This is a genomic window from Nocardiopsis sp. NPDC055879, from assembly GCF_053615935.1.
This window is the reverse complement of the sequence record NZ_JBSHCT010000027.1, coordinates 22,107-46,917: the sequence shown is the minus strand read 5'-3', so window position 1 is coordinate 46,917 and position 24,811 is coordinate 22,107. Positions and strand designations below refer to the sequence as shown.

Genomic DNA, 24,811 nt, shown 5'->3' with positions numbered 1-24,811 from the left:
GCACCAAGGCGCGCGTCCACCGGGGCCCGCGCCCTATCCACCGCAGCCGGGCCCCTACCCGCGTTTCCAGGGGCCGGCCATGCCGGCGGGGCTCAGGTGGGGGCCGCCGCTACCGCCGCCGCCTCCCAAGGACGACATCACCACCGGAGTGTTCCGGGCGCACTGGATGATCATCCCGTTGCAGATCATCGCGGTGACGCTGGTGTTCGTCGCGTTGATCGGGCCGATCCTGGTGATGTTCGGGTTCGCCTGGGTGCTGTTCATGGCGCTGGCCGTGCTGTTCGGCTCCTTCGCCTACGCGTTGCCCTCCTGGTGGTACGGCACCTTCGGGCTCCGAGAGGACCACCTGGTGGTGCACACGGGGCTGGTCCTGCGCAGCGCCAGGGAGATTCCGCTGAGTCGGCTCCAGGCGGTGGACGTGGTCCAGCCGTTGCTGATGCAGGTGTTCGGGATGGCGGAACTGCGCGTCGAACTGGCCGGCGGAGACGGTAGCGCCATCCGGTTGCGCTGTCTGCCCAAGGGCGTCGCGGAGCGGATGCGGGCGGCGGTGCTCGCCCACGCGGCGGGGCTTCCCGGCCGCGCTCCGCAGGCCCCGGAGTGGCCGTTCTACCGCCTGCCCTTCCCCCTGTTGCTGGGGGCGTTGACCTTCAGGGTGCCGATCCTGGTCTCCTTCATCCTGCTGCTCATGCTGGCCACGGCGTTCGTGGTCTTCCTGGAGCCGGGTGTGTTGGGCGCGGTGGTGCCGCTCGCGTTGGGGCTGCTGCGCTACTACTGGGGCCCGCTGGCGCGGTACACGGACTTCTACGCGTCGTTGTCCTCGGACGGGCTGAGGCTGCGCTACGGCATGTTCCAGCGTCGGATGCAGACCGTCCCGCCCGGCCGGGTACAGGCGGTGCGGATCGTGGAACCGATGCTGTGGCGGGCACTCGGGGTGGCCCGGGTGGAGGCGACCGTCGCGGGATACGCGGGGGCTCGACAGGGCGACTCAGCGGACCTGCTGCCGGTGGCGCCGCGGTCCAGGGCGTTCACGTTGGTGAACGAGGTCTTCCCCGGGAGCGAGGCGGCGGTGGTGCCGCTGGTGGCCGACCGGGGGCGGTCGACGGGCGCGGCCGGGGTGGACGAGCGGTTGTTCGTGAGCGTGCGCGGCGTGTTCTGTCGGGTCACGGAGATCGTCCCGGTGGAGCGGATGCAGACGCTGCGGCTCTCCGCCGGGCCGATCGCCCGCCTGCGAGGTCGGGTCACCGTCGACGTGGACACGCCTCCGGGGCCGGTGTCGGCGCGCGCGACCGACCGGGACGCGGTGGAGGGCCGTCGTTTCCTGGACGCCTTGGCCGAGGCCGGCAGGCGCGCACGGGTGCCCTCCGCGGGCACGGAACGGTGGGCGACCCGGGCGACCATGCACGCGGAATCCGGGCAGAGGGAGCACTCGGGCGAGGAAGTGGAGGTTTCTTCGGATGACACCCCCGAGACGTGAGTGTGGTGTGTGTCACATGAAGGGCTGTAAGTGGCTGTAGTTGTGGGTTGCATGTCCGACATGTCTGATCGCAACGGGTGATATTTCCTGGTCACGGGCCATGAAAGCTTCGGGTTTCTGGTCACGCTCGGCGGCTGAGTATGGCTAAATGGTGTCTGAACACGGGGAGTGTTCACTGTCATACACATCGTCAATGGTTTCGACCGTTTGGCGCCCCCCGCCAAACGGTCCTGACGGGAGATATTCATGCTGAAGAAGGCCTTCGCCGTTACCGCCATCACCGCCGCCGCTGCCGGCGTCCTCTTTGCCGGGTCCCCGGCCATGGCCAACAGCAACGCGTTCACCTCCGGCAACGGTGGCATCCTGAGCGGCAACCAGCTCATCGCCGACCTCGACGTGCCGGTCAACGTCTGCGGCAACTCGATCGCCATCCTGGGTGTCTCCGGCGCCAACTGCGTCGACTCCGGTGCCACCGTGAAGAACTAGTTCGGGTCACCGAACCGACCCGACTCGGGCGGGCTGAACGGCCGGAAGGCGCCTTCCGCCGAACCGCCCTCGGGTCCCTGGCTTCATCGCGTCAAGCGCCATCCCGTGACGACGGGGTGGCGCTTTTCGTGTGACCGGTACGGGCGGTCGCCCGGAGGTGGTGGAGGCCTTGGAGGGGTCGCCCGAGTCGGAGATCCTCAAGAGCCGGCGCTGTCAGCCCGTAGCCGCGATGAGTCAGGGCTTGTCGTAGACCCGCCCCGCCGAGAAACCAGGCAAGAGGACCCGGCCGCTATCCCACAGCGGTCGGGGCCTGGTGTCGTCGAGGGAGAAGATGGTCGACCGCAACCGGCGTTGTCGCCGCGCGATAACCCCGAAGTGGTGGTGACGTTGTGCGATCGGGTGCGATGCGAAGTCTGAGCCTTTGTCCGGGTGGGCCCCGGGAAGTACCGCGACCGTGGGTGACGAGCGTCGACTTTTTGTGATCAGTGCAGTTCAGGGTGTGTTTCGTGGGCGTCTTCGTAGGTAATTTCATCCCCGACGCCAACAGGCGTCGCAACACCGCGAGTCCGGGCGGCTCCCCCCGACCGGACGCCTAAGGAGACAAAGCAGTGCTGAAGAAGACGCTCGCAGTCGGTGCCGTGACCCTCGCCTCCGCCGGGATCATCCTCTCCGCCACACCGGCCGCGGCACAGGCCGGAGCCTGGACCTCCGCTTACGGCTCCGATGTCAGTGGCAACATCTCCTACATCAACGGTGTGGACAACACCAACGCCGGCTGCGGCAACTCCAACGCCGTGCTGGGCCAGTCCCTCGCCTCCTGCTACAACGCCGGGGTCATCATCCAGGACTGATCCCCGGACCCGGCCACCACGAGACGGATGGCCGGGACGGACGGAACACACGCGGGGGCGGGCGACGATGCCCGTCCCCGCTCCATGTCACCGGTCACCTCCCAGGGCCTTCCTCACCAGGGGCGGGGCGACGGTCCACCACGGGGGGAGGACTATCGTGTGCTCAGACCTCGGCGCGCCGGAAGCGAACGCGCACCGGATCAGGAGGGGACACGGAGTACATGGAGACGACACAGGGGCGTCCCGCCCGTCTGCGGGTCGGCGTCGTCGGAGCCGGACGTGTCGGCTCCGTCCTCGGCCTCGCCCTGGCCAGGGCCGGACACAAGGTCGTGGCGGCCAGTGCGGTCTCCGAGGCGTCGGTGACCCGGGCGGAGAAGCGTCTGGACGGTGCCCGCGTCCTCGAACCCGCACAGGTGGTCGAGGCCAGTGACCTGGTACTGCTCACCGTCCCCGACGACGCCCTCCCCGACCTGGTCGAGGGGCTCGCCGGAACCGGGGTCGACCTGCGCGGCAAGATCCTGGTCCACGCCAGCGGCGCCCACGGCTACAGCGTCCTCGCCCCCGCCACCATCGTCGGGGCCCTCCCCCTGGCGCTGCACCCCGCCATGACCTTCACCGGTCGCGACGAGGACATCGAAAGGCTCGCCGACTGCACCTTCGGGGTCACCGCCCCCGAACAGCTGCGTCCCATCGCCGAGGCCCTCGTCGTCGAGATGGGCGCCGAACCGGTGTGGATCGCCGAGGACAAACGCACCCTGTACCACGCGGCCCTGGCCGGCGGCGCCAACCACCTGGTCACCCTGGTCGCCGACAGCGCCTCCCTGCTCTCCGCCGCCGGGGTGCCCGAGCCCGGGCGCCTGCTCGCCCCGATGCTCTCCGCCGCCCTGGACAACGCCCTGCGCCTGGGCATCCACGGGCTCAGCGGTCCCGTCCTGCGCGGTGACGCCGGAACGGTCGCCGGCCACATCGAACAGCTGCGCGAGAACGCGCCCGAGAGCGTGGCCAGCTACGTCGAACTCGCCCGACTCACCGCGGACCGGGCCATCAACGCCGGGCTGCTCAAGCCGGAGGACGCCGCGCGGCTGCTCGATGTCCTGCGCCGCTGAGGAAGCGCACCGCCGAGCCCCGAACCACCCCGGCGCGCGAACCCCGGTCCGCGCGCCATCGTGCCCACCAGGGAGAGACCGATGACCGCCCCCACCATGCCCGCCGCAGACGGGCCCCTCGTCGTCCGAACGCCGGGCGAGCTGCGCCGTGCCCTCGACGGTCGTGGCCGTGTGGGTTTGGTCCCCACCATGGGAGCCCTCCACGGCGGCCACCGCACCCTCATGCGCCTGGCCCGGGAGAAGGCCGAGACCGTGGTGGTGAGCGTCTTCGTCAACCCCCTCCAGTTCGGTCCGAACGAGGACCTGGACCGCTACCCGCGCGACCTGGCGGCCGACGTCCGAGTGTGCGCCGAGGAAGGGGTGGACGTGGTCTTCGCCCCCGAGGTCGAGACCATGTACCCCGCCGAGCAGATGGTCACCGTCGACGCCGGCGCCATGGGTGAACGGCTGGAGGGCGCCTCCAGGCCCGGGCACTTCACCGGTGTCCTGACCGTGGTCACCAAACTGTTCCAACTGGTCCGCCCACACCTCGCCGTCTTCGGGGAGAAGGACGCCCAGCAGATCGCCCTCGTCCGCCGCATGGTCGTCGACCTGAACCTCCCGGTCGAGATCGTCGGCGCCCCCACCCTGCGCGACGCCGACGGCCTGGCCTCCTCCAGCCGCAACGTCTACCTCGACGACGCACAGCGCGGCAGCGCCCTCGCGCTCTCCCGCGCCCTGCGCGCCGGGGCCGAGGCCGCCTCCGACGGGGCCGATGGCGTCCGAGAGGCCGCCCGCTCCGTCCTCGACGAGGCGGCGAAGGCGACCCCGCCGGTCGAACTCGACTACCTCGCCCTGGTGGACCCGGCGACCTTCGCCGAAGCCTCCTCGGAACACCGGGGCGCCGCCGTCCTGGCCGTCGCCGCCAGGGTCGGCCCCACCCGACTCATCGACAACGTGTCGGTGTCCCTCTAGTGGGGTCGGCCGGGCCGAGTCCGTTCAGATCGTTCAGAAAGCGACCCCCGGATGAGTGCTGACAGACAGACCCGGATCACGGCCCCCGAACCCGGGTGGGCCACCCACGCCGACGTCGTGGTCGTCGGTTCGGGCATCGCCGGCCTGAGCACCGCGCTGCGCTACGTCCAGGGCACCGACGTCGGTCGGGTCGTCCTGGTCACCAAGGACCGTCTGTCCACCGGTTCGACCGCCTTCGCCCAGGGCGGCATCGCCGCGGCCATGGCCCCCGAGGACGGACCCGTCGCCCACATGGTCGACACGCACCTGGCCGGGGCCGGCCTGTGCGACCCCCACGCCGTCAACGTGCTCGCCACCGAGGGACCCGACGCCCTGCGCTGGCTCATCGGACTGGGCGCCGAGTTCGACCGCGACGACGACGGTGGGCTCTCCCTCACCCGCGAGGGCGGCCACCGCACCGACCGGGTGGCCCACGCCGGAGGGGACGCCACCGGCGCGGAGATCCAACGCGCCCTCGTGCGCGCCGTACGCGACGCCGAACGCGTGGAGATCATCGAACACGCGCTGGCCCTGGACGTCCTGCGCGACCCCGCCACCGGCCGGGTCGGCGGAGTCACCCTGCACGTCATGGGGGAGGGCGAACGCGACGGGGTGGGCGCGGTCCGGGCCCCCGCCGTGGTCCTGGCCACCGGTGGCATGGGCCAGGTGTTCGCGGCCACCACCAACCCGCCAGTGTCCACCGGGGACGGCCTGGCACTGGCGGCCCGGGCCGGTGCGCGCCTGCGTGACCTGGAGTTCATCCAGTTCCATCCCACAGTCCTGTGGCTGGGCCCGGAGGCACGGGGCCGACAACCCCTCGTCTCGGAGGCGCTGCGCGGAGAGGGCGCCTACCTCGTCGACGCCGAGGGCCGCCGCATCATGGCGGGGGTGCACGAACTCGCCGACCTCGCCCCCCGCGACGTGGTCGCCCGCACCATCGCCCGGGTCATGGCCGCGCAGGACACCGACCACGTGTACCTGGAGACCCGCCACTTCGGCCGGGCCACGTGGGAGCGCCGCTTCCCCACCATCCTGGCGTCCTGTCGCGCCCACGGCATCGACCCACTGACCCAGGCCATCCCCGTGGCGCCGGCCGCCCATTACGCCTCCGGCGGGGTGGAGGTCGACATCGACGGCCGTACCGGGGTTCCCGGGCTGTGGGCCGTGGGCGAGGTGGCCCGCACCGGAGTGCACGGCGCCAACCGGCTGGCCTCCAACTCACTGCTGGAGGGTCTGGTCTACGCCGACCGCATCGCCGCCCGACTCGTCGAGGAACCCGCCCCCGAGCGGACGGAGGCCGTGACCGTCGGCGCGCCCGCTCCGCCGGTCGATCCGTCGACGGCCGCTCGGGTCCGCGCCCTGATGTCTCGTCACGCCGGGGTCCTGCGTACCGGCGACGGGCTCCAGACCCTGGTCACCGAACTCGACGCCCTGGTCGAGAACACCGGCGAGGTCGCCCCCGACACCGCGTCCTGGGAGACCGCCAACCTGCTCACCGTGGCCCGACTGGTGGCCGCCGCGGCCATGAGCCGCGCGGAGAGCCGAGGCTCCCACCAGCGCGCCGACACACCGGAGCCCCGACCCGAGCTGCGCACGCGGCCCGTGATCGTCCGACTTGAAGGGGACACCATCGTGACCACCGACGACAAGCGCGGGCCCTCGCTCCCGCCCGCCCTGGAAGCCGAGCTGGACGGCATCACCTTCCCCCTGGGCCGGCCCGACCCGGCACCGGAGGCGCGCGCGGAGTTCACGCTGCCCTGGACCGCGCCGCACCAGGGCCACGTGGACACCGTGCTGCGGGCCCTGTCCGAGGACCTCACCGCCGGCCCCCGCATCGACGTCACCACCGTGGCGACCATCCCCGCCGATCAGGTGCGCACCGCCCACGTGGTGGCGCGCGCCGACGGCACCGTCAGTGGCCTGCCCTTGGCGGAGCTGGTGTTCTGGCTGGTCGCCGACGGCGCCCTGGAGATCGCCCGGTCGGCGCGTGACGGCGACTCCGTCAAGGGTGGCGACGTGCTCATGACGGTCACCGCCCGCACCCGCGACCTGCTCACCGCCGAGCGCACCGCCCTCAACCTGCTCACCCACATGTCCGGGATCGCGACCGCCACCCGAACCTGGGTGGACGCCGTGGCCGGGACGGAAGCCCGTATTCGGGACAGCCGAAAGACCACCCCCGGACTGCGGGCCCTGGACAAGTACGCGGTGCGGTGCGGCGGCGGCGTCAACCACCGGTACTGCCTCAGCGACGCCGGACTGATCAAGGACAACCACGTCCTCGCCGCCGGAGGAGTGGGTGCGGCGGTCCGCGCCATCCGGGAACGCTTCCCCGATCTTCCCCTGGAGGTGGAGGTCGACCGGATCGATCAGATCGAGGACGCCCTGGCAGCGGGCGCGGAGGAGATCCTGCTCGACAACTTCTCGGTGCCGCGACTGCGCGAGGCGGTCGCCCTGGTGGCGGGCCGTGCCCGCCTGGAGTCCAGCGGGGGCCTCACCCTGAGGGTCGCCGCAGACGTTGCCGCCACCGGGGTCGACTACCTGGCGGTGGGTGCGCTCACCCACTCCAGCCCGGCGCTGGATATCGCACTCGACCTGGCCTGAACCGCCCGGGTGGTGGAAGATTCCCTTGGTACCCACCACTTCGACCAAAGATGAGGCCTTCAGAATGCTGCTGGCGATCGACGTCGGTAACTCCGAGACGGTGCTCGGACTCTTCGACTCCGATGACCTTCTCGAACATTGGAGGGTGGGGACCGACGTCCGCCGCACCGCGGACGAATGGGCGGTGGTGCTGCGCGGCCTCATCGACGGGAGCTCGCTGAGCGACCTGGGCGGGATCGACGGCATCGCCATGTGCTGCTCGGTGCCCTCGGTCCAACACGAGATGCGCGAGATGTTCCGCCGGCACTTCGGGGACCTGCCCGCGGTGATCGTCGAGCCGGGTGTGAAGACGGGTGTGCCGATCCGGATGGACAACCCCAAGGAGGTCGGCAGCGACCGGATCATCAACGCGCTGGCCGCCGGTCACCTCTACGGCGGCCCGAGCGTGGTGGTGGACTTCGGCACGGCGACCACGTTCGACGCGGTCAGTCCCAAGGGCGAGTACGTGGGCGGCGCCATCGCCCCGGGCATCGACATCTCCGTGGACGCGCTGTCCCGCAGGGGCGCCCAGCTGCACATGGTGGAGATCGTCAAGCCGCGTACGGCGATCGCGAAGAACACCACCGAGGCGCTGCGCTCGGGCATCGTGTTCGGGTTCGCCGGCCAGGTCGACGGGATCGTGGACCGGATGGTCGCGGAGCTGACCGACAACCCGGACGAGGTCACGGTCGTGGCCACCGGTGGCCTGGCCACGACGGTGGTGGACGAGTGCGAGACCATCGACGTGCACGAGCCCTGGTTGACCCTCACCGGCCTGCGCCTGGTCTTCGAACGCAACGTCGACTGAGCCGCCGACCGGGCGCGGCCTCGAACGAGGCCGTGACGGGAACGCGACCGGGACGGAACCCGGTCGCGTGGTGGAGCCGCGACGCTGGATGGGGAAGCCCCTTCCGAACGAAGGACCTCCATGGCGTTTCCCATCGCCCACGACGGCTCCAACGTTCATGACGCCTTCGAACACTCCTCGGCGGCCGCGCCCTTCGCTCTGGCGGGGGCCCTGCTCACCGGAGCCGGCCTGCTCTCGATGGTGCTGAGTCTGTTCCGAGAATCGGATGTTCCCTTCTCGGTCGGGCTGCTGTGCGTCTTCGCCACGCTCCTGTCGTTCCTCGCGACCCGTCGCGGCCACGTGATGATCCGGCTGGTGGCGCTGTTCACGTTCATGGTCGCCCTGTTCCCGGTGGGAGCGGGAAGTGAGCGTTTCCTGCTCCCCGTCTCCAGCGAGCCCGCCCTGTACCTGGAAGAGGTCGGTTCCTGGCTCGTCCTGGTCGGCGCCGCGGTCCTACTCCTGGCGGGCTCGCCGAAGCAGGCCGGTCCGGAACTTCGCCGGGTGGCCGTTCTGGTCACGTTTCTGCTGGGGGTGCCCACGGTATGGGTGCCGATGACGCTCGTTCCGGAGATCGGGCACACGGTCGCGGCCGAGACGGTGCCGGAGTGGTCCGGGAAACCGGCGTCGACGTTGGGCGAGCACGCGTGGACCTGGGTCCCCGAGGGGTATGGGCGGATCGAATCGGTGGTGGCCACCCCGAGCGTGGGACTGGTGTTGCTCGACCATGGGGTCGTCGGGCTGGATCCGGTCACCGGGCGGGAGGTGTGGAGCTACCGGCATCCGGCGATGGGCGGGGACGACCACGGGTACACGTCGTCCCGGGTCGACCCGGCTGGGGAGTCGGTGCACCTGGGTTTCGGGTTGGGGCGGCGCCACAACGGGCGGATCGTGTTGGACGTGGCCACCGGAGAAATGGAGTCGACGGCGTACTTTTGGGTTGGGAAGCGCGCCTTCGAGATGGATCCGGCGAAATTCGAGCGGACGGACACGGGCACCCTGCGCTTCGGATACGGGGAGGTGCGGCACGACACTGGGTACGCGGAGCACTCGTGGGAGTACGAGTTTGAGGACGGGTGCGACTTCGGGTCGAGCCGGCATTGGTCCGACGACACCGCGCGGGTCGAGGAGACGATCCTGCTGCCGCTCGTCTGCGGAGTCGACCGCGATGACCGGGGGAGGCGGATCGATGACGCGGACCTCGACGGTTTGATCGTGGCTCTGGACGCGAGCACCGGGCGAGAGCTCTGGCGGGTACCGATGGCTCACGTGTGGTCGGAGGATCATTCCATCCCCGAACCGAGGGACCTGCGGGTCTCGGCGGACGAGAGCGCCGTGTACACGCCGGAGGGGGACCTGGTCGCCGATCTGACCACGGGGGAGGCCCTGTACGAGGGCCCCGAACCCTTCTGGGCCGGTGCCGAGTTCGCGGGTGTGAGCGCGGACTCGTTCACGGTGTCGGTTCGGGACGGAGACCTCGTCCGGTTCGTGGAGCGGGACTGGGACGGCGATGGGACACGCGCCACGGGATCGTTGCCGGTCGCCGAGGACCGGCCCGTGTCCGAGGCGTTGTTCCTGGAGGACGTCGTGATCCGCCTGGTCTCCGGTGATTCCGGATGGGAGATGGCGGTCCACCCCTGGGACGACGCCGAACCGAGATCGATCCCCCTGGACGGGGAGGACCTGGCCGGTGGTCGGCCGAACGTGGCGGGGGCGCTCTTCGTCCCGGTCCACGAGACCGTGTTCGTCCACACCGGGAACGAGGGCCGGAGCCGGGTGGTGGTGGGGTTGCGCTGAGCCTCTCGCGCATGGGCCCGATCCGGTCGGTGGGAGTGTTCGACACGGGTAGGATCGGGCCCGTGAATGACGCGCACGACGACACCTACGACGACCTGCCCGAACAGATGCGAGTCCGGCGGCAGAAGCTGGACCGGCTCCGGGAGGAGGGCATCGACCCCTTCCCCGTGAACTACCCGCGGACCATGTCGATCGGCCCTGTGCGCGACAAACACCAGGGCCTGGAGCCCGACACCCACACAGGGGACAAGGTCGCCATCGCCGGCCGCGTCATGCTCTACCGCACCGGCGGCAAGCTCTGCTTCGCCACCCTGCGCGACGAGACCGGGGACGTGCAGATCATGCTGTCCTTGGACCAGGTCGGCAAGGAGAGCCTGGACGCCTGGAAGACCGACATCGACCTCGGTGACCACGTGGGTGTGGAGGGCGAGGTCATCACCTCTCGCCGCGGTGAGCTGTCCATCCTGGTGAGCTCTTGGACGCTGACGGCCAAGTGCCTGCGTCCGCTCCCGGAGAAGCACAAGGGCCTGACCGACCCCGAGGCCCGCGTGCGTCAGCGCTACGTGGACCTCATCGTCAACCCCGACTCCCAGCAGATGGTGCGTCGCCGCTCGGCCGCCATCCGCGCGATCCGGGACGGCCTGAGCGACCGCGACTTCATCGAGGTCGAGACCCCCATGCTGATGCGGGTGCACGGTGGCGCCACGGCGCGTCCGTTCACCACGCACATCAACGCCTACGACATGGACCTGTACCTGCGCATCGCCCCGGAACTGTCGCTCAAGCGGCTGGTCGTGGGCGGCCTGGAGAAGGTCTTCGAGATCAACCGGAACTTCCGGAACGAGGGCGCGGACTCCACGCACAACCCCGAGTTCACGATGCTGGAGTTCTACCAGGCGTACGCGGACTACAACGTGATGGCCGACATCACCCGGAACCTGATCCAGGACGCGGCCCGCGCCGTCTACGGCTCCACCACGATCGAACGTGACGGCCAGACCTTCGACCTGGGCGGGGAGTGGCCGCGGATCACCCTTTACGGGGCGGTATCCGAGGCCCTGGGGACCGAGGTCACCCCGCGCACCCCGATCGAGGAGGTCCGTCGATCGGCCCAGGCCAAGGGTGTGGAGTTCGACCACGCCTGGGGTCAGGGCAAGCTCGTCGAGCACGTCTTCGAGGAGCTGGTGGAGCACACCCTGGTCCAGCCCACGTTCGTGTGCGACTACCCCGTGGAGACGAGCCCGCTCACCCGCCCGCACCGTGAGGACCCGCTGCTCACCGAGAAGTGGGACCTCATCGGCTTCGGCATGGAGCTGGGCACGGGCTACTCGGAACTGGTCGACCCGGTCGAGCAGCGCCGTCGACTCACCGAGCAGTCGCTGATGGCGGCCGAGGGCGACCCCGAGGCGATGCAGTTGGACGAGGACTTCCTGCGGGCGCTGGAGTACGGCATGCCGCCGACCGGTGGTGTGGGTGTGGGTATCGACCGACTGCTGATGGCCTTCACCGGTAAGAACATTCGGGAAACCGTCCTTTTCCCGATCGTGAAGCCGTCCGGGGAGTAACGTCGCGCACCTTGACCCTGCTTTGGGATGAATAGGTGCAGAGGGAATCCCGTTACGGGATGACCGAAAGAAGTCAGGGGGCCGTCGCGGCATCGAAGCGGCGGCCCTCGTTCGTCGCTTCGGCCACCTGGAGGAATGTGGCCTAAGGCACGAGATGTCGCTCACCTTCCGGGTATAGGGAACAAACTTCCGGTCAGGTCGAGATGGCCACCCGGCCAGAACCTTCTTTTTCCGAGGGGTTCCGGTGTGCGCGGCACCGTTCTCGGGTGAAGATTGTTTACGCAGGTCAGCGCCGGAGGGGTATTTCATCTTCCATGGCATTGCGACCCAGTGTCCATTGTCCATCACGCATGGTCATTTATCGGCCCTTGACGGTAACAACGGAGCGGCCTAGCGTGCTGAGAGCGGACCTTGGTCCGTGAGTTCGCCGAAGTGGATCGAGAAGAACGGTGAGCCGGGATGTCGGACCGAGGACCGGTCCAGCGTCCCCCGCACACGTAGCCACGGTGTGGTCTGTCCGTCCCAGACCACAACATCCCTGGCATCACGTGTGTCTCGTGCTCCCTACCGCCCCCAACCCCTGTGCCAGAGGGGTTCGTCGGGGAGGGTCGGGTGGCCGGGACTCACCACGCGCCGACAGCCGGTCGGATGCGCCCTTCGGTCGATGAGTCGATGTTCCGCACTCATATGAATGAGGGAGGACGGAGTGGAACAGGCCACACTCGTACGCCGTGCCGTTGAGGACCAGAGCCTCATACGAGCCCCCCGGGAGAACGTGGTTCCCCTGCAGGGCCGGCGGGAGCACGCCCAATCGGGCGTGTACACCCCGGTCGAACTGGGCCACGAAGAGCTGGAACTGCTCGCCGAGATCGCCACGGGTGTCACCACCGAAGTGGCCGCGCGGCACCTAGAGCTCAGTGCTCGAACCCTGCGACGTCGCATTCGCAACATCTGTGACGTACTCGGAGTGAACACACCCATCGAGGCGGTCGTCTGGGCCGCGAGGCGTCAGCTCATCTGAGCCGACCACGCCCGGGAGACGCCCGGGTGACACATACGGGCATACCGGCCCCGCGCGCCAGCGCGCCCCACCGGTGGAAGAGCGTTCCGGTCGGAGGTCGTGAAGGCGTAGTCTGGTCCGGCTATGCCCGTTCGTCATGTTCGGGTGCGTCGGGCGCGTACGTCCGACGTCACCCACATTCGCCGCCTCGTCGACACCTACTCCGTCGACCGCCGTGTGCTCTCCAAGAGCACGGTCAACCTCTATGAGGACGTCCAGGAGTTCTGGGTGGCCGAGGTGGAGACCGCCTCCGACGGACCCGAGGATCCCGTGTCCGAGCGAGAGGGCCTCTCCGTGGTCGGCTGCGGGGCGCTGCACGTTCTTTGGGAGGACCTCGCGGAGGTCCGCACGGTCGCGGTCGATCCCGCGTTGCGTGGTTTTGGCGTGGGTCACCGAATCGTGACCGCATTGCTCGATACGGCCCGCGGGCTGGGTGTGCGTCGTGTGTTCTGCCTGACATTCGAGACCGGTTTCTTCGCCCGACACGGCTTTGTCCCGATCCAGGGCACTCCGGTCTCCTTCCGTGTGTACGAGGAACTTCTACGTTCCTATGACGAGGGTGTCGCGGAATTCCTCGACCTGGAGCGGGTCAAACCCAACACTCTCGGGAACACGAGGATGCTTGTACATCTCGACGATGACCCCGTAGGTGCCTCGCGCTAAAGGTTTCGGGTGTCGATAGGTACCCGCCGGCCATACGTCCCCGGGCATCGGGTCCATGTGGTGGAGAGATCGAGCGCTTAAGTGCACCGGGGGTATGGGAGTGGAAGAGGGCGGGTAATGTGTACCTGCGTCCGCCGGGGCGGCGGGGTCCGTCGACTACCGATGAGATGACGGGATCGCGCGTTTTTCGCTTCCATCGAGTGGCCGCTCCTCACCTTCCGTCCGCGAACCGGTGCGGGGCGGGAACAACCGATCGGACATTGGCCGCCCAAGGGCTTTGACGAGACCTCTTCGGTACGTCCGGTGTCGAACCGGGGGCAAACGATGTCTATGATGTCTGGTATGCGATTGCCCGGGCCCACCGGCGCGCCATCCCCCCGGACCGGCCCGACACTGAGTCGGGTATTTGCTGCAATAAGTAACAACCAGGAAGGGTAGGGCGCTTCGATGGGTGACTTTTTGTCATCGGTGCTTCCCCCTGGGCTGATCGACGTATTGTCCGCGCTCATCCCACCGGTGGTTGTCGGGACCGTCTTCTGTGCCTTCGTCATCAAGCTGCTCCGCAGGGAGATGGCTCCGAGGCGGATGGACGGAAGCCTGGTCGACGAGGACGCCACCTCGGATGACAGTGCGGGTGACAAGGGCGCGGCCAAGGTCGAGGAGACCAAGGCGACGAACGAGACGCCGATTACCCAGGATGGCGAACGCACCGAATCCGAGGGGCGTTAGATACGCTGCCGGTTCGACCCGGCCATCGCGACTCCCCGGCGTCGGGGGACCCGTGAGCGCGGGCCTACTCATGTGCCCCGTGCGGTTCCGGTGACCCCGAATCCTCGTCCGGTGGACGACGTCGATTTCATCGCGTCGGGAATTGTCTTTCGCGTTCCCGCGAGATAGCTTTATATTCAGGTGCTACAGACACCTCTCTTCTGAAAGGTTTGATTCCATGGCACAGAAGGTCCAGGTTTTCCTGGTGGACGACCTCGACGGCGGTGAGGCCGAGGAGACGGTGACGTTCGGTCTCGACGGGTCGACGTACGAAATCGACCTCAGCGCGGATAATGCCGGCAAGCTCCGCGAGGCCCTTAGCCCGTTCGTCGAGGCCTCTCGTAAGGCCCCCGCGAAGCAGGGTCGTGGCGGCGCTCGGCGTGGAAGCCGGAATGCCCCGAGCCGTGAGCGCAGCGCCGAGATTCGCGCCTGGGCGAAGGCCGCGGGGAAGCCGGTCAATGAGCGTGGCCGTATCCCCGCCGCCATCGTCGCCGAATATGAGGCCATCAAGGGCTGATTTCGCCGTCGGCTCGGTCCGCCGAAATGTTGTCAGGTCTTGATCGAATTTCGACCTGAGTCCCGCCGACGTCGCACCCGATCCTCCGGCAGGCTTCGGTCCGTCATCGAACGGACCGTGATCCACCGGACGCAGGGGATAACGGGGGAGGCGAGGATTGTCGGTGGAATCGGGCGGAGCCGCTCGGTCGTGAGCGCCAAGCCGGTGCGGAGACCGTTCGTTGGAGGACACCCCGCGCCGCGGGCACGCGGTCCCCGCTCCTGTTTGGCCCGACCTCGACGCACTCCGATCCATGAGCAGACCGCGCATTCGGTGGTCCGGTGCGTGGCGGTCCCATCGTGGGCCGCCGCCCCTATGGGCCACCGACCCGGTCGGGTCGGAAGCATCGACATCCGCGGACCAATTCCGCTCGAAGAACAACACGCTTCGGCTTGTTCGCTAAGAGCCGATAATGGGGCTAACGCACGTGCGGCCCGGGCACTCTCGTGATGGATGGGATGCCCGGGCCGTTCGCCTTCGGCGTACAGGGAAATCTGACGCGGCAATTGGTAGTTGGATGTTGGGTGAACGCCCTATCGTCGGGGAAAGTCTCTGGCACGGACGGCTGCGGTCGGTCGTGCGGGAGATGTTCGTCCGAGCCGGCCATGGTCGGTGAGGACGAGCGGTGCGACAGCGCTCCCCGGGGCGGTTATCCCTGTGGGGCCTATATGCGGAAGAGTCGGGTCGGTATCGACCGTCCCTGCCTGACCGCTCTGTAGAGGAGCGACGAGACATGTTCGAGAGGTTTACCGACCGCGCGCGGCGAGTGGTGGTTCTGGCTCAGGAAGAAGCCAGGATGCTCAACCACAACTACATCGGTACGGAGCACATCCTGCTCGGCCTCATCCACGAGGGTGAGGGTGTCGCCGCCAAGGCCCTGGAGAGTCTTGGGATCAGCCTCGAAGCGGTTCGGCAGCAGGTCGAGGAGATCATCGGCCAGGGCCAACAGGCTCCGTCGGGGCACATTCCCTTCACCCCCCGGGCCAAGAAGGTCCTTGAGCTGTCGCTGCGCGAGGCGCTTCAGCTCGGTCACAACTACATCGGTACCGAGCACATACTGCTGGGCCTGATCCGCGAGGGCGAGGGCGTCGCCGCCCAGGTCCTCGTCAAGCTGGGCGCCGACCTCAACCGGGTCCGCCAGCAGGTCATCCAGCTGCTGCACGGTTACCAGGGCAAGGAGCCGCAGGCCACCGGAGCCTCCTCCGAGTCCACACCCTCCACCTCGCTGGTACTGGACCAGTTCGGCCGCAACCTGACGCAGGCCGCTCGCGAGTCCAAGCTCGACCCGGTCATCGGTCGTGACAACGAGATCGAGCGGGTCATGCAGGTCCTGTCCCGCAGGACCAAGAACAACCCGGTCCTCATCGGTGAGCCCGGCGTCGGTAAGACGGCGGTCGTCGAGGGGCTGGCGCAGAAGATCGTCAAGGGGGAGATCCCCGAGACGCTCAAGGACAAGCAGCTCTACACCCTCGACCTGGGCGCCCTGGTCGCGGGCAGCCGCTACCGCGGTGACTTCGAGGAGCGCCTCAAGAAGGTGCTCAAGGAGATCCGCACCCGCGGTGACATCATCCTCTTCATCGACGAGCTGCACACGCTGGTCGGCGCGGGGGCGGCGGAAGGTGCCATAGACGCCGCTTCCATCCTGAAGCCCATGCTGGCCCGGGGTGAGCTGCAGACCATCGGTGCGACCACGCTCGACGAGTACCGCAAGTACTTGGAGAAGGACGCCGCGCTGGAGCGCCGTTTCCAGCCGATCCAGGTCGACGAGCCCACCACCAAGCACACCATCGAGATCCTCAAGGGTCTGCGCGACCGGTACGAGGCCCACCACCGGGTCTCCATCACCGACAGCGCGCTCGTGGCCGCCGCGCAGCTCGCGGACCGCTACATCAGCGACCGCTTCCTGCCGGACAAGGCGATCGACCTCATCGACGAGGCCGGTTCGCGGATGCGCATCCGTCGGATGACCGCTCCGCCGGACCTGCGCGAGTTCGACGAGAAGATCGCCAAGGTGCGCCGCGACAAGGAATCGGCCATCGACGAGCAGGACTTCGAGAAGGCCGCGTCCCTGCGCGACGACGAGAAGCAGCTGCTCAACAAGAAGGCGCAGCGGGAGAAGGAGTGGAAGGCCGGCGACATGGACGTCGTGGCCGAGGTCGATGAGGAGCTCATCGCCGAGGTCCTGGCCGCGTCCACCGGCATCCCGGTCTTCAAGCTGACCGAGGAGGAGAGCTCGCGCCTGCTGCGCATGGAGGACGAGCTGCACCAGCGGGTCATCGGCCAGGAGGACGCCATCAAGGCGCTCTCGCAGGCCATCCGCAGGACCCGCGCGGGCCTGAAGGACCCCAAGCGTCCCGGTGGTTCGTTCATCTTCGCCGGTCCGTCCGGTGTGGGTAAGACCGAGCTGTCCAAGACCCTCGCGGAGTTCCTCTTCGGGGACGAGGACGCGCTGATCCAGCTCGACATGTCCGAGTTCATGGAGAAGCACACCGTTTCGCGGCTGTTCGGTTCGCCTCCCGGCTACGTCGGTTACGAAGAGGGCGGCCAGCTCACCGAGAAGGTGCGCCGCAAGCCGTTCTCCGTGGTCCTGTTCGACGAGATCGAAAAGGCCCACAACGACATCTTCAACTCGCTCCTGCAGGTGCTGGAGGAGGGTCGTCTCACCGACGCCCAGGGTCGCAACGTCGACTTCAAGAACACGGTCATCATCATGACGACCAACCTGGGTACGCGTGACATCTCCAAGGGCCAGGCCATGGGCTTCGCCAAGGAGGACGACGCCACCACCAACTACGAGCGGATGAAGGCCAAGGTCAACGAGGAGCTGAAGACCAACTTCAGGCCCGAGTTCCTCAACCGTGTGGACGACGTCATCGTCTTCCACCAGTTGACCCAGAAGGAGATCTTCCAGATCGTCGACCTGATGATCACGAACCTGGACTCCCGGCTCAAGGAGCGGGACATGGGCATCGAGCTTCGGTCGAACGCCAAGAAGGTCCTCTCCGAGCGTGGGTTCGACCCGGTGCTGGGCGCGCGTCCGCTGCGTCGCACGATCCAGCGGGAGATCGAGGACCAGCTGTCCGAGAAGATCCTGTTCGGTGACCTCAAGGCCGGCCAGATCGTGGTGATCGACGCCGAGGGCGAGGGCACGGACGCCAAGTTCACCTTCAAGGGTGTGCCGAAGCCCGCCGCGGTTCCGGACACCCCCGAGGTGGAGTCCGCCGCCAAGGGCGAGTAGGGACATCGGCCGGCCGAGCGCCGGTACGAACGGGGGCATCCCTTCGGGGGTGCCCCCTTTCCCATGCCCGGGGGAGGGCCGCGGGGTAGGGTGCCCCAGTGTCCTCACCGAATGATCCCCACCAGAACGGCCCCCAGCGGCCCCAGGAACCGTTCCCCGGCTCGTACCCACCTCAGGGTCCGCACGGCGCTCCCTCGCACCAGGGGCCGCCGCAGGGGCCACCTTCTCAGGGGCCTCCGCCGGGATACCCGCCCCAAGGCGCTCCGCCGCCCGGGTACCCGCCGCAGGGGCCTCCGCCCGGACACCCGCCGGCGGGCCCGCCCGGATACCCCTACCAGGGCCCACCGCGCAAGCGCGGCGGCGCGCTGCCCTGGGTGATCGGTGGAAGCGCCCTCGCCATCGTCCTGATCGGTGTCACGGGCCTCGGGCTGTGGTGGGCCATGGGTGATCCCGGCGACGCCGACCCGGGTGAGAGCGGTGCGAGCGGGGACGGCCAGGGCGAGGTCCAACTCTTCGAGGGGCTGTCCGCCGAGCACGTGGATCCCGCAGAGACCGTCGACTACGCGCAACACCCTCCGGTCGGCGGCGAGCACTACCCCTTCTGGCAGAACTGTGGCGTCTACGACGAGCCGGTGCTGACCGAGGCCGCGGTCCACTCCCTGGAGCACGGCACGGTCTGGATCACCTACGATCCGTCGCTGGACTCGGGCCAGGTCGAACAATTGGCCTCCTACCACGCGCCCGGCTCGTACGTTCTGGTCAGCCCGATGGAGGACCTTCCCACGCCGATCGTGGCCTCGGCCTGGGGCGCCCAGATCCAGTTGGAGGACGCCTCGGACGAACGGATCGGCGACTTCCTGCGCGAGTACGAGCAGAGCCCCGCGGCCCCCGAACCGGGCGCGCCGTGCAGTGGTGCCTACGACGGCAACGACGCCGACTTCGACCCCGAGACCGTCGACGCCCGGATGAACTGACCTCGCCGTTCGAGGGCCCCGGTCACGTGTCCGAGGGCCTCAGCCGGGCAGGGCGAAACGGCCGTCCCCGAGCGGATCGACCAGGCCGTCGTCGATGAGCGCGTCCAAGGCGCGTTCGCGTTGGACGTGGTCGTCCCACACGGCGTCCAGGGCCGACTTGGCGACGGGTTCCGTGGAGTCGCGCAGGACGGCCAGGAGTTTGCCGCGCACCTGGCGGTCGGTCCCGGCGTAGGTCTGACCGCGCCGGGGCGGTCCGTCGTAGGCGGGGCGGCCGGCCAGCCGCCAGGCGCACTGACCGGCGATGGGGCAGTCGGCGCAGCGCGGGGAGCGGGCGGTGCACACCAGGGCTCCCAGCTCCATCACGGCCACGCCCCAGCGGGCGGCCACCGACGGCAGCGGCGGCAGCAGTGACTCGGCCAGGGCGACCTCCGCCTTGGTCTGGGTTTTCGGCGGGTACTCGACCCCGGTTTCGGCCCTGGCCAGGACACGCCGAACGTTGGTGTCCAGAATGGCGTGCCGCTGCCCGTAAGCGAAGCTCGCCACCGCCGCCGCGGTGTAGACACCGATACCCGGAAGGGCCAACAAGGTGGCGTGGTCGTCGGGGACCTCGCCGCCGTGCTCCTCGGTGATGGCCACCGCGCAGGCGTGCAGACGCAGGGCGCGGCGTGGGTACCCCAGCCGATTCCACATGCGCACGGCTTCGCCCGAGGGTTCTTTCGCCAGGTGGGCGGGGGTGGGCCAGCGTTCCATCCACGCCTCCCAAGCAGGCAGGACTCGGACGACCGGGGTCTGCTGGAGCATGATCTCGCTGACCAGGATCGACCAAGGGGAGGCGTCCGGGCGACGCCAGGGAAGGTCGCGGGCGTTGGTCTCGTACCACGCCAGAACTGCGGTGCTGTAAGGGTTATCGCTCATCTTTAACGGCAAATCGGCGGGTTGAGTGGATGGGGGGCGCACAAAACCGCAATACTACGGCCCATGGCGTCAAGTACCGGACACACCGCACCCGTCGGCAAGGACATCTACTGGAGGCGCAGAGCCTTCGTGCTGATCGGCGTGCTGCTGTTGTTCGCGCTGATCGCCTACGCCTGTAGTCCCTCCGAGAGCGAGAACACGTCGGGCAGCAACCAGGCGGGCGTCGAGGACCCCTCGCCCTCCCCCAGTGAGCCCGAGGAGAAGCCTTCCGAGGAGGCCTCCGAGGAACCGGAGGAGGACGCCTCCCCGTCACCGTCCGACGAACCCTCCGAGGGCGAGGACGAGGGTGAGGACGAGGAATCGGAGGAGGGTTCCTCCGGTGGTGACTCCGCCGAGGCCGCCGCGCCCGAGAAGCCCGAGGACCCCTGCCGTCCGCAGGACGTGGTGGTCTCCTTCGACTTCGCCGAGGCCGACCGGGAGGCCTACGGGGCCGACACCGATCCCGGGTTCAAGGTCTCCGTGGTCAACGTCGGCGAACAGACCTGCACCGTGGACGTGGGACCGGAGGCACTCGAACTGATCGTGCACTCCGGCGAGGACCGGATCTACTCCACCGCGGACTGCGTGGAGGGCAAGGCCGCCCAGGAACGCCAGCTGGAGCAGGGCCGCCCGCACGACTACACGATCACCTGGGAGCGGGACCGTTCCTTCACCGACTGCCGGTCGACCTCGTCGCAGGCCCAGGCCGGTTGGTACAAGGCCAACCTCCGGGGCGACATCGTCAGCGGCGTGGACCAACTGGTCTTCCAGCTCAAGGCCTGAGGGCGCTACGCCCGGGGCACGAAGTCGGCACACCGGTTTTCACGAACACCAGGACTCTTCGTCATCAGGTCACTACGATTCGTGGTGACCTGATCTCGTCGTCGTTGGAGTGAAACCATGAGGACAGCCCTGGGGCTCGTCGCAGCCACCGCCCTCGCCCTCTCCCTGGCCTCGCCCGCGCAGGCCGAGGCCACGAGCTACGAACTCCGCCTCTCTCCCGCGTCGCCGGGTGGGGCCGAGACCACCGGGACCACACCGATCCGTTCGGTGGTCCTGGAGTGCGGACCGGCCGGAGGGACGCACCCGGAGGCCGAGGCGGCCTGTGACCTCATCGGGGAGGCCGGCGGGCGGGTCTCCGACGTCGAGACCGGAACCGGTGGAGCCTGCACCATGATCCACCGACCGGTGACCGTGGTCGCCGACGGTGGGGGAGAGCGCTACGAGGAGACCTTCGGAAACGAATGCCTCCTGAGCCAGGCCAAGGGCGCGGTCTTCGCCTTCTGATCGCGGACGTGGCGCCCCGGCCCGTCAGAACGGGGGTTCCTCGGCGATGGTGAGCTTCGGACGCGCCTGCTTCTTGGTGTCCTTCGGCCTGTCCGGGGCGCCCTTCTTGCGGCGGCTTTTGGCGATCCACTTCAGGGCGTCCTTCAGTTCCTCGGCCTCGTGAACGCGGATGCCGGGGATGGGGTCGCCGAAGCCCTTCGGTACGACCGCCTGGGTGAAACCGAGGCGCTGCGCCTCGGCCACCCGGCGGCGTACCCCCTGGACGGAACGTACGTCCCCGGCCAGCCCGACCTCGCCGATGGCCACGAACCCCTTGGGCAGGGCGATGTCGTTGTGGGAGCCGCCGGCGGCGATGGCCAGCGCCAGGTCGACGGCGGGTTCGGTCAGTTTCACACCGCCCACGGTGGAGGCGTAGACGTCCAGGTTGGCGAGCTTCATGCCCGAACGCTTCTCCAACACGGCCAGGATCATGTTCACCCGTGAGGTGTCCAGGCCGGAGGTGGCGCGGCGCGGAGCCGGCAGCGGTGAGGGCGCGACCAGCGCTTGTACCTCGGTGATGAGGGGGCGCCGCCCCTCCAGGGTGACGGTGACGCAGGTGCCCGGGGCCGGATCGGTGCGATCGGAGAGGAACAGCCCGCTGGGGTCGGGCAGGCCCTCGATGCCCTTGTCGCTCAGCTCGAACACGCCGATCTCGTCGGTGGGGCCGTAGCGGTTCTTGACCGCGCGCAGCAGTCGCAACTGGGAGTGGCGTTCGCCCTCGAAGTGCAGGACGACGTCGACCAGGTGCTCCAACATCCGGGGGCCGGCGATGGAACCGTCCTTGGTGACGTGGCCGACCAGCACGGTGGCGATGTTGCGTTCCTTGGCGATCTGGATGAGGGCGCCGGAGACCTGGCGGATCTGGGTGACACCGCCGGGGACGCCGGACGCCTCGGGGGAGACCATGGTCTGCACGGAGTCGACGATGAGCAGCTTCGGCGCGACCGCGTCCACGTGGGCGGCCAGGGTCGCCACCGAGGTCTCCGCGGCCAGGTACAGCCGCTCGGAGAGGGCGCCCAGGCGTTCGGCGCGCAGCCGTACCTGCCCGGCCGACTCCTCGCCGGTGATGTACAGGACCGGAGCGTCGGCGGCGCGCATCGCGGCGACCTCCAGGAGCAGGGTCGACTTGCCCACACCGGGTTCACCGGCCAGCAGCACCACCCCGCCGGGGACGGCGCCGCCGCCCAGGACGCGGTCGAGTTCGTCCACGCCGGTGGGGATCGCCTCGGCGGTCTCCACGCTGATCTCGGTGATGGGGCGGGCCCTGGCGGTGACGGGGGCGGGCGCGACGGCGCTGGGGGCGGGCGCCCCGGCCTCCTCGACGGTGCCCCAGGCCTGGCACTCACCGCAGCGCCCGACCCATTTGAGGGTGCTCCAGCCGCACTCGACGCACCGGAACGAGGTCTTCACTGCTTTTGCCATGGTCGCCACGCTAACGGGTGCCGGTGACATGCGTGGAGCGTCGTCCACAGGTGCTCCGCGGCCACCGGAATTCCGAGGGAGACACATGAAAGTTACCTACGAGTTAGGTCATGAATCCGGTAAATCATGTTAGAGAATGTGTGGGGAGTCACTCCCCGGCGGTATCTGACAATTCCTGTCCCCCGCTCCTTCGAGAGGAAGTCCCTCGTGTCCCGCTCACACGAATCCCCCACCCCCCACCGCTCCCGTACCGGGCTCCGGCGCCGTCTGGCCCGGATCGTCGCCCCCGTCGCCATCGCGGCACTGGGCGTCACGATGGCATCGGCGCCCGCCGCGGCCGACGACGCCGAGACCGCCGCCTACTCGCACTACGTGGCCATCGGTGACTCCTTCACCGCCGGCCCCATGGTGAGTGCGCAGATGCCGTTGCTGGGCTGCATGCAGTCGTCCGTCAACTACCCCAAGCGCCTCGCCGAGGAGCTGGGGATCGAGGAGATCACCGACGTCAGCTGTTCCGGCGCGGTGATGAGCCACCTGTACGAGAAGCAGTTCGACGACACCGAACCGCAGCTCGACGCCCTTCGCCCCGAGACCGACCTGGTCACGGTCGGGATCGCCGGCAACGACTTCGGCTTCTCCGAGATGCTCGTGGAGTGTGCCAAGCAGAGCCTGAGCAACCCGGTGGGCAGCCCCTGCGCCGACCACTACGGCACCGAGCTGGACGACCGGATCGAGGGGATGCGAGGCGAGGTGTCCCAGGTCTACGCCGACATCGCCGAGCGCAGCCCGAACGCGACCGTGCTCGCCGTCGGGTACCTCCAGATCATGCCGGAGAGCGGCGGCTGCTGGCCGAGCACGCCGATCGCCCGTGGTGACGTCCCGTTCCTGGACGAGGCGCAGACCGCGCTCAACACGATGATCGCCGAGGAGTCCGCGGCCCACGGCGCGGTCTTCGTGGACACCTTCGAGCGGGGTCACGACGTCTGCCAGGGGTCGGACACCCGCTGGGTCGAGGGGCTGATCCCCGAGGACGGTGCTCCGGTCCACCCGAACAACCTGGGCATGCAGGCGACGACCGACTTCGTCCGTGACGCCCTCGGGGTCCCGGCCCCCTAGGGCGGCGTCCACGGAACGCGCCCTGGGTTCCAATGACCCTTGGTCCCCGGTGATGACCCCGGTGGATGGTGTTCGGTTGGTACTTCTCCGACCGAAATGTCCGCCGGGGTCAAGCAGTCTTTACCGTTCTTGGGGATCGCCTGAATCACGGAGAGTGACTTAACGTAATCAATATGTGACCAATGGTGATGGGCCGGTGGTGGGAGATCCACGTCACAGCGGCGTGGTCCGCCCCGGTCGATCGAGGAGGGTCACCACATGTGCCTACCGCGACACCACGAGCAAACGCGGGCCTGCCGTTCCATCACGGACCCGGAACAGCAGGCCGTCACCGTCGGGGCGCACCGTCGGGGAAAGCGGGCACTCGTCGTCGCCGCGCTCGCCGCGGCGGCCCTGGCCACCGGGACCGCACCGGCGCTCTCCCAGCCCCATCAGCCGACCGCTCCGGTCGCCGCCGCGCAGCAGAGCGGACCGGAACGTGTCCACCAGGCACTCACCTCGTCCGCCATCGAGAAGGCCATCGGCGCCGCGGAGGCCCAGACGGGCAAACCCTACGGCTGGGGCGGCACCGGCCCCGGCTCCTTCGACTGCTCCGGGCTCGTACAGCACGCCTTCGGGAAGGCGGGTGTGAGCCTGCCCCGCATCGCCCACGACCAGGTCGCCTCCGGAACCCGTGTCTCCTACGCCAACGCCGAGCGCGGTGATCTCCTTTACTGGACCGACTCGGGCGGTTACGCCTACCACGTCGCCATCTACCTCGGAGGCGGCCGCATGATCGACGCCCCGAGTTCCGGCGGCAAGGTCGGAGAGCGCGCGGTGACGCGCTACAACCTCGCCGGAGGTGTGCGGCTGTAGCCGCTCCGGCCCCGTCACTCTTCCCGACGGTCGTCGCCCACAGGGGCCACGGCCGTCGGCCCCTTTCACGGGAGTGCGCCGGAACGGTCGGGACGAAGGTCCCTCGCCACGCCGCGTTGG

21 protein-coding genes are annotated in these 24,811 nt (G+C 68.8%); 19 read left to right on the top strand and 2 right to left on the bottom strand.

Annotated elements, in window-relative coordinates:
* Positions 1 to 79: 79 nt before the first annotated feature.
* The 15 genes from ACWGKS_RS25535 (at position 80) to ACWGKS_RS25465 (ending at position 19,018) form a co-directional block, all read left to right on the top strand.
* Entirely contained in the window at positions 80 to 1,474 is a 1,395-nt protein-coding gene (locus tag ACWGKS_RS25535; protein WP_358507770.1) for a PH domain-containing protein, read from the top strand.
* A gap of 246 nt (positions 1,475 to 1,720) precedes the next feature.
* Positions 1,721 to 1,960 carry a chaplin family protein gene (locus ACWGKS_RS25530; protein ID WP_358507768.1) on the top strand — a complete coding sequence of 80 codons (240 nt, stop codon included), beginning with the start codon at positions 1,721 to 1,723 and terminating at the stop codon, positions 1,958 to 1,960.
* A 608-nt stretch (positions 1,961 to 2,568) separates the two neighbouring features.
* The gene (locus ACWGKS_RS25525; protein WP_358507766.1) at positions 2,569 to 2,811 is read left to right on the top strand and encodes a hypothetical protein; all 243 of its coding nucleotides are present in this window, start codon (positions 2,569 to 2,571) and stop codon (positions 2,809 to 2,811) included.
* Between the two features lie 221 nt (positions 2,812 to 3,032).
* Positions 3,033 to 3,917, top strand: a complete 885-nt coding sequence (locus ACWGKS_RS25520) for a Rossmann-like and DUF2520 domain-containing protein (protein ID WP_358507764.1) — start codon at positions 3,033 to 3,035, stop codon at positions 3,915 to 3,917.
* 81 nt (positions 3,918 to 3,998) lie between these two features.
* The gene (panC, locus tag ACWGKS_RS25515; RefSeq protein WP_358507763.1) at positions 3,999 to 4,871 is read left to right on the top strand and encodes a pantoate--beta-alanine ligase; all 873 of its coding nucleotides are present in this window, start codon (positions 3,999 to 4,001) and stop codon (positions 4,869 to 4,871) included.
* A gap of 51 nt (positions 4,872 to 4,922) precedes the next feature.
* Entirely contained in the window at positions 4,923 to 7,514 is a 2,592-nt protein-coding gene (locus ACWGKS_RS25510) for an L-aspartate oxidase (RefSeq protein WP_452456375.1), read from the top strand.
* 64 nt (positions 7,515 to 7,578) lie between these two features.
* Positions 7,579 to 8,361 (top strand): type III pantothenate kinase, encoded by a 783-nt coding sequence (locus tag ACWGKS_RS25505; protein WP_358507760.1) that lies wholly within the window; start codon positions 7,579 to 7,581, stop codon positions 8,359 to 8,361.
* A gap of 120 nt (positions 8,362 to 8,481) precedes the next feature.
* Positions 8,482 to 10,194 (top strand): hypothetical protein, encoded by a 1,713-nt coding sequence (locus tag ACWGKS_RS25500; protein WP_452524279.1) that lies wholly within the window; start codon positions 8,482 to 8,484, stop codon positions 10,192 to 10,194.
* A gap of 62 nt (positions 10,195 to 10,256) precedes the next feature.
* Entirely contained in the window at positions 10,257 to 11,759 is a 1,503-nt protein-coding gene (gene lysX, locus ACWGKS_RS25495) for a bifunctional lysylphosphatidylglycerol synthetase/lysine--tRNA ligase LysX (protein ID WP_452524278.1), read from the top strand.
* 706 nt (positions 11,760 to 12,465) lie between these two features.
* The gene (locus ACWGKS_RS25490) at positions 12,466 to 12,780 is read left to right on the top strand and encodes a LuxR C-terminal-related transcriptional regulator (protein WP_358507756.1); all 315 of its coding nucleotides are present in this window, start codon (positions 12,466 to 12,468) and stop codon (positions 12,778 to 12,780) included.
* 123 nt (positions 12,781 to 12,903) lie between these two features.
* Positions 12,904 to 13,482, top strand: coding sequence for an amino-acid N-acetyltransferase (locus ACWGKS_RS25485; RefSeq protein WP_358507754.1), 579 nt, complete (start codon positions 12,904 to 12,906; stop codon positions 13,480 to 13,482).
* Between the two features lie 447 nt (positions 13,483 to 13,929).
* Positions 13,930 to 14,211, top strand: coding sequence for a hypothetical protein (locus tag ACWGKS_RS25480; RefSeq protein WP_358507752.1), 282 nt, complete (start codon positions 13,930 to 13,932; stop codon positions 14,209 to 14,211).
* A 217-nt stretch (positions 14,212 to 14,428) separates the two neighbouring features.
* Complete coding sequence (locus tag ACWGKS_RS25475) at positions 14,429 to 14,767, top strand: histone-like nucleoid-structuring protein Lsr2 (RefSeq protein WP_067606297.1); 339 nt, start codon at positions 14,429 to 14,431, stop codon at positions 14,765 to 14,767.
* 772 nt (positions 14,768 to 15,539) lie between these two features.
* Positions 15,540 to 18,044, top strand: coding sequence for an ATP-dependent Clp protease ATP-binding subunit (locus tag ACWGKS_RS25470; RefSeq protein ID WP_358507751.1), 2,505 nt, complete (start codon positions 15,540 to 15,542; stop codon positions 18,042 to 18,044).
* Positions 18,045 to 18,418: 374 nt separating this feature from the next.
* Positions 18,419 to 19,018, top strand: a complete 600-nt coding sequence (locus tag ACWGKS_RS25465) for a DUF3105 domain-containing protein (protein ID WP_358507749.1) — start codon at positions 18,419 to 18,421, stop codon at positions 19,016 to 19,018.
* 39 nt (positions 19,019 to 19,057) lie between these two features.
* On the opposite strand, the gene ACWGKS_RS25460 is transcribed toward ACWGKS_RS25465, so the two are convergent.
* Positions 19,058 to 19,933 (bottom strand): HhH-GPD family protein, encoded by an 876-nt coding sequence (locus ACWGKS_RS25460; RefSeq protein WP_358507747.1) that lies wholly within the window; start codon positions 19,931 to 19,933, stop codon positions 19,058 to 19,060.
* Positions 19,934 to 19,996: 63 nt separating this feature from the next.
* Here ACWGKS_RS25460 and ACWGKS_RS25455 point away from each other — a divergent pair, with 63 nt between their 5' ends.
* Complete coding sequence (locus ACWGKS_RS25455; protein ID WP_358507745.1) at positions 19,997 to 20,755, top strand: hypothetical protein; 759 nt, start codon at positions 19,997 to 19,999, stop codon at positions 20,753 to 20,755.
* Between the two features lie 117 nt (positions 20,756 to 20,872).
* Positions 20,873 to 21,259, top strand: coding sequence for an SSI family serine proteinase inhibitor (locus ACWGKS_RS25450; RefSeq protein ID WP_358507743.1), 387 nt, complete (start codon positions 20,873 to 20,875; stop codon positions 21,257 to 21,259).
* A 24-nt stretch (positions 21,260 to 21,283) separates the two neighbouring features.
* Here the strand turns inward: ACWGKS_RS25450 and radA are convergent, their stop codons facing one another.
* Entirely contained in the window at positions 21,284 to 22,720 is a 1,437-nt protein-coding gene (gene radA, locus ACWGKS_RS25445; RefSeq protein WP_358507742.1) for a DNA repair protein RadA, read from the bottom strand.
* 207 nt (positions 22,721 to 22,927) lie between these two features.
* On the opposite strand from radA, the gene ACWGKS_RS25440 reads away from it, so the two are divergent.
* Together ACWGKS_RS25440 and ACWGKS_RS25435 are read left to right on the top strand one after the other, a co-directional pair.
* Positions 22,928 to 23,836, top strand: a complete 909-nt coding sequence (locus tag ACWGKS_RS25440; RefSeq protein ID WP_358507740.1) for an SGNH/GDSL hydrolase family protein — start codon at positions 22,928 to 22,930, stop codon at positions 23,834 to 23,836.
* A 258-nt stretch (positions 23,837 to 24,094) separates the two neighbouring features.
* On the top strand, positions 24,095 to 24,691 hold the full coding sequence (locus tag ACWGKS_RS25435; protein WP_358507738.1) for a C40 family peptidase: 597 nt from the start codon (positions 24,095 to 24,097) through the stop codon (positions 24,689 to 24,691).
* Positions 24,692 to 24,811 lie beyond the last annotated feature (120 nt).

Excerpts from the sequence above, each read along its gene's own strand:
- ACWGKS_RS25535 (WP_358507770.1), top strand. The coding sequence starts at position 80 with ATGCCGGCGGGGCTCAGGTGGGGGCCGCCGCTACCGCCGCCGCCTCCC.
- ACWGKS_RS25530 (WP_358507768.1), top strand. The coding sequence starts at position 1,721 with ATGCTGAAGAAGGCCTTCGCCGTTACCGCCATCACCGCCGCCGCTGCC.
- ACWGKS_RS25520 (WP_358507764.1), top strand. The coding sequence starts at position 3,033 with ATGGAGACGACACAGGGGCGTCCCGCCCGTCTGCGGGTCGGCGTCGTC.
- panC (WP_358507763.1), top strand. The coding sequence starts at position 3,999 with ATGACCGCCCCCACCATGCCCGCCGCAGACGGGCCCCTCGTCGTCCGA.
- ACWGKS_RS25510 (WP_452456375.1), top strand. The coding sequence starts at position 4,923 with ATGAGTGCTGACAGACAGACCCGGATCACGGCCCCCGAACCCGGGTGG.
- ACWGKS_RS25505 (WP_358507760.1), top strand. The coding sequence starts at position 7,579 with ATGCTGCTGGCGATCGACGTCGGTAACTCCGAGACGGTGCTCGGACTC.
- ACWGKS_RS25500 (WP_452524279.1), top strand. The coding sequence starts at position 8,482 with ATGGCGTTTCCCATCGCCCACGACGGCTCCAACGTTCATGACGCCTTC.
- ACWGKS_RS25485 (WP_358507754.1), top strand. The coding sequence starts at position 12,904 with ATGCCCGTTCGTCATGTTCGGGTGCGTCGGGCGCGTACGTCCGACGTC.
- ACWGKS_RS25480 (WP_358507752.1), top strand. The coding sequence starts at position 13,930 with ATGGGTGACTTTTTGTCATCGGTGCTTCCCCCTGGGCTGATCGACGTA.
- ACWGKS_RS25475 (WP_067606297.1), top strand. The coding sequence starts at position 14,429 with ATGGCACAGAAGGTCCAGGTTTTCCTGGTGGACGACCTCGACGGCGGT.
- ACWGKS_RS25470 (WP_358507751.1), top strand. The coding sequence starts at position 15,540 with ATGTTCGAGAGGTTTACCGACCGCGCGCGGCGAGTGGTGGTTCTGGCT.
- ACWGKS_RS25460 (WP_358507747.1), bottom strand. The coding sequence starts at position 19,933 with ATGAGCGATAACCCTTACAGCACCGCAGTTCTGGCGTGGTACGAGACC.
- ACWGKS_RS25455 (WP_358507745.1), top strand. The coding sequence starts at position 19,997 with ATGGCGTCAAGTACCGGACACACCGCACCCGTCGGCAAGGACATCTAC.
- ACWGKS_RS25450 (WP_358507743.1), top strand. The coding sequence starts at position 20,873 with ATGAGGACAGCCCTGGGGCTCGTCGCAGCCACCGCCCTCGCCCTCTCC.
- radA (WP_358507742.1), bottom strand. The coding sequence starts at position 22,720 with ATGGCAAAAGCAGTGAAGACCTCGTTCCGGTGCGTCGAGTGCGGCTGG.
- ACWGKS_RS25435 (WP_358507738.1), top strand. The coding sequence starts at position 24,095 with ATGTGCCTACCGCGACACCACGAGCAAACGCGGGCCTGCCGTTCCATC.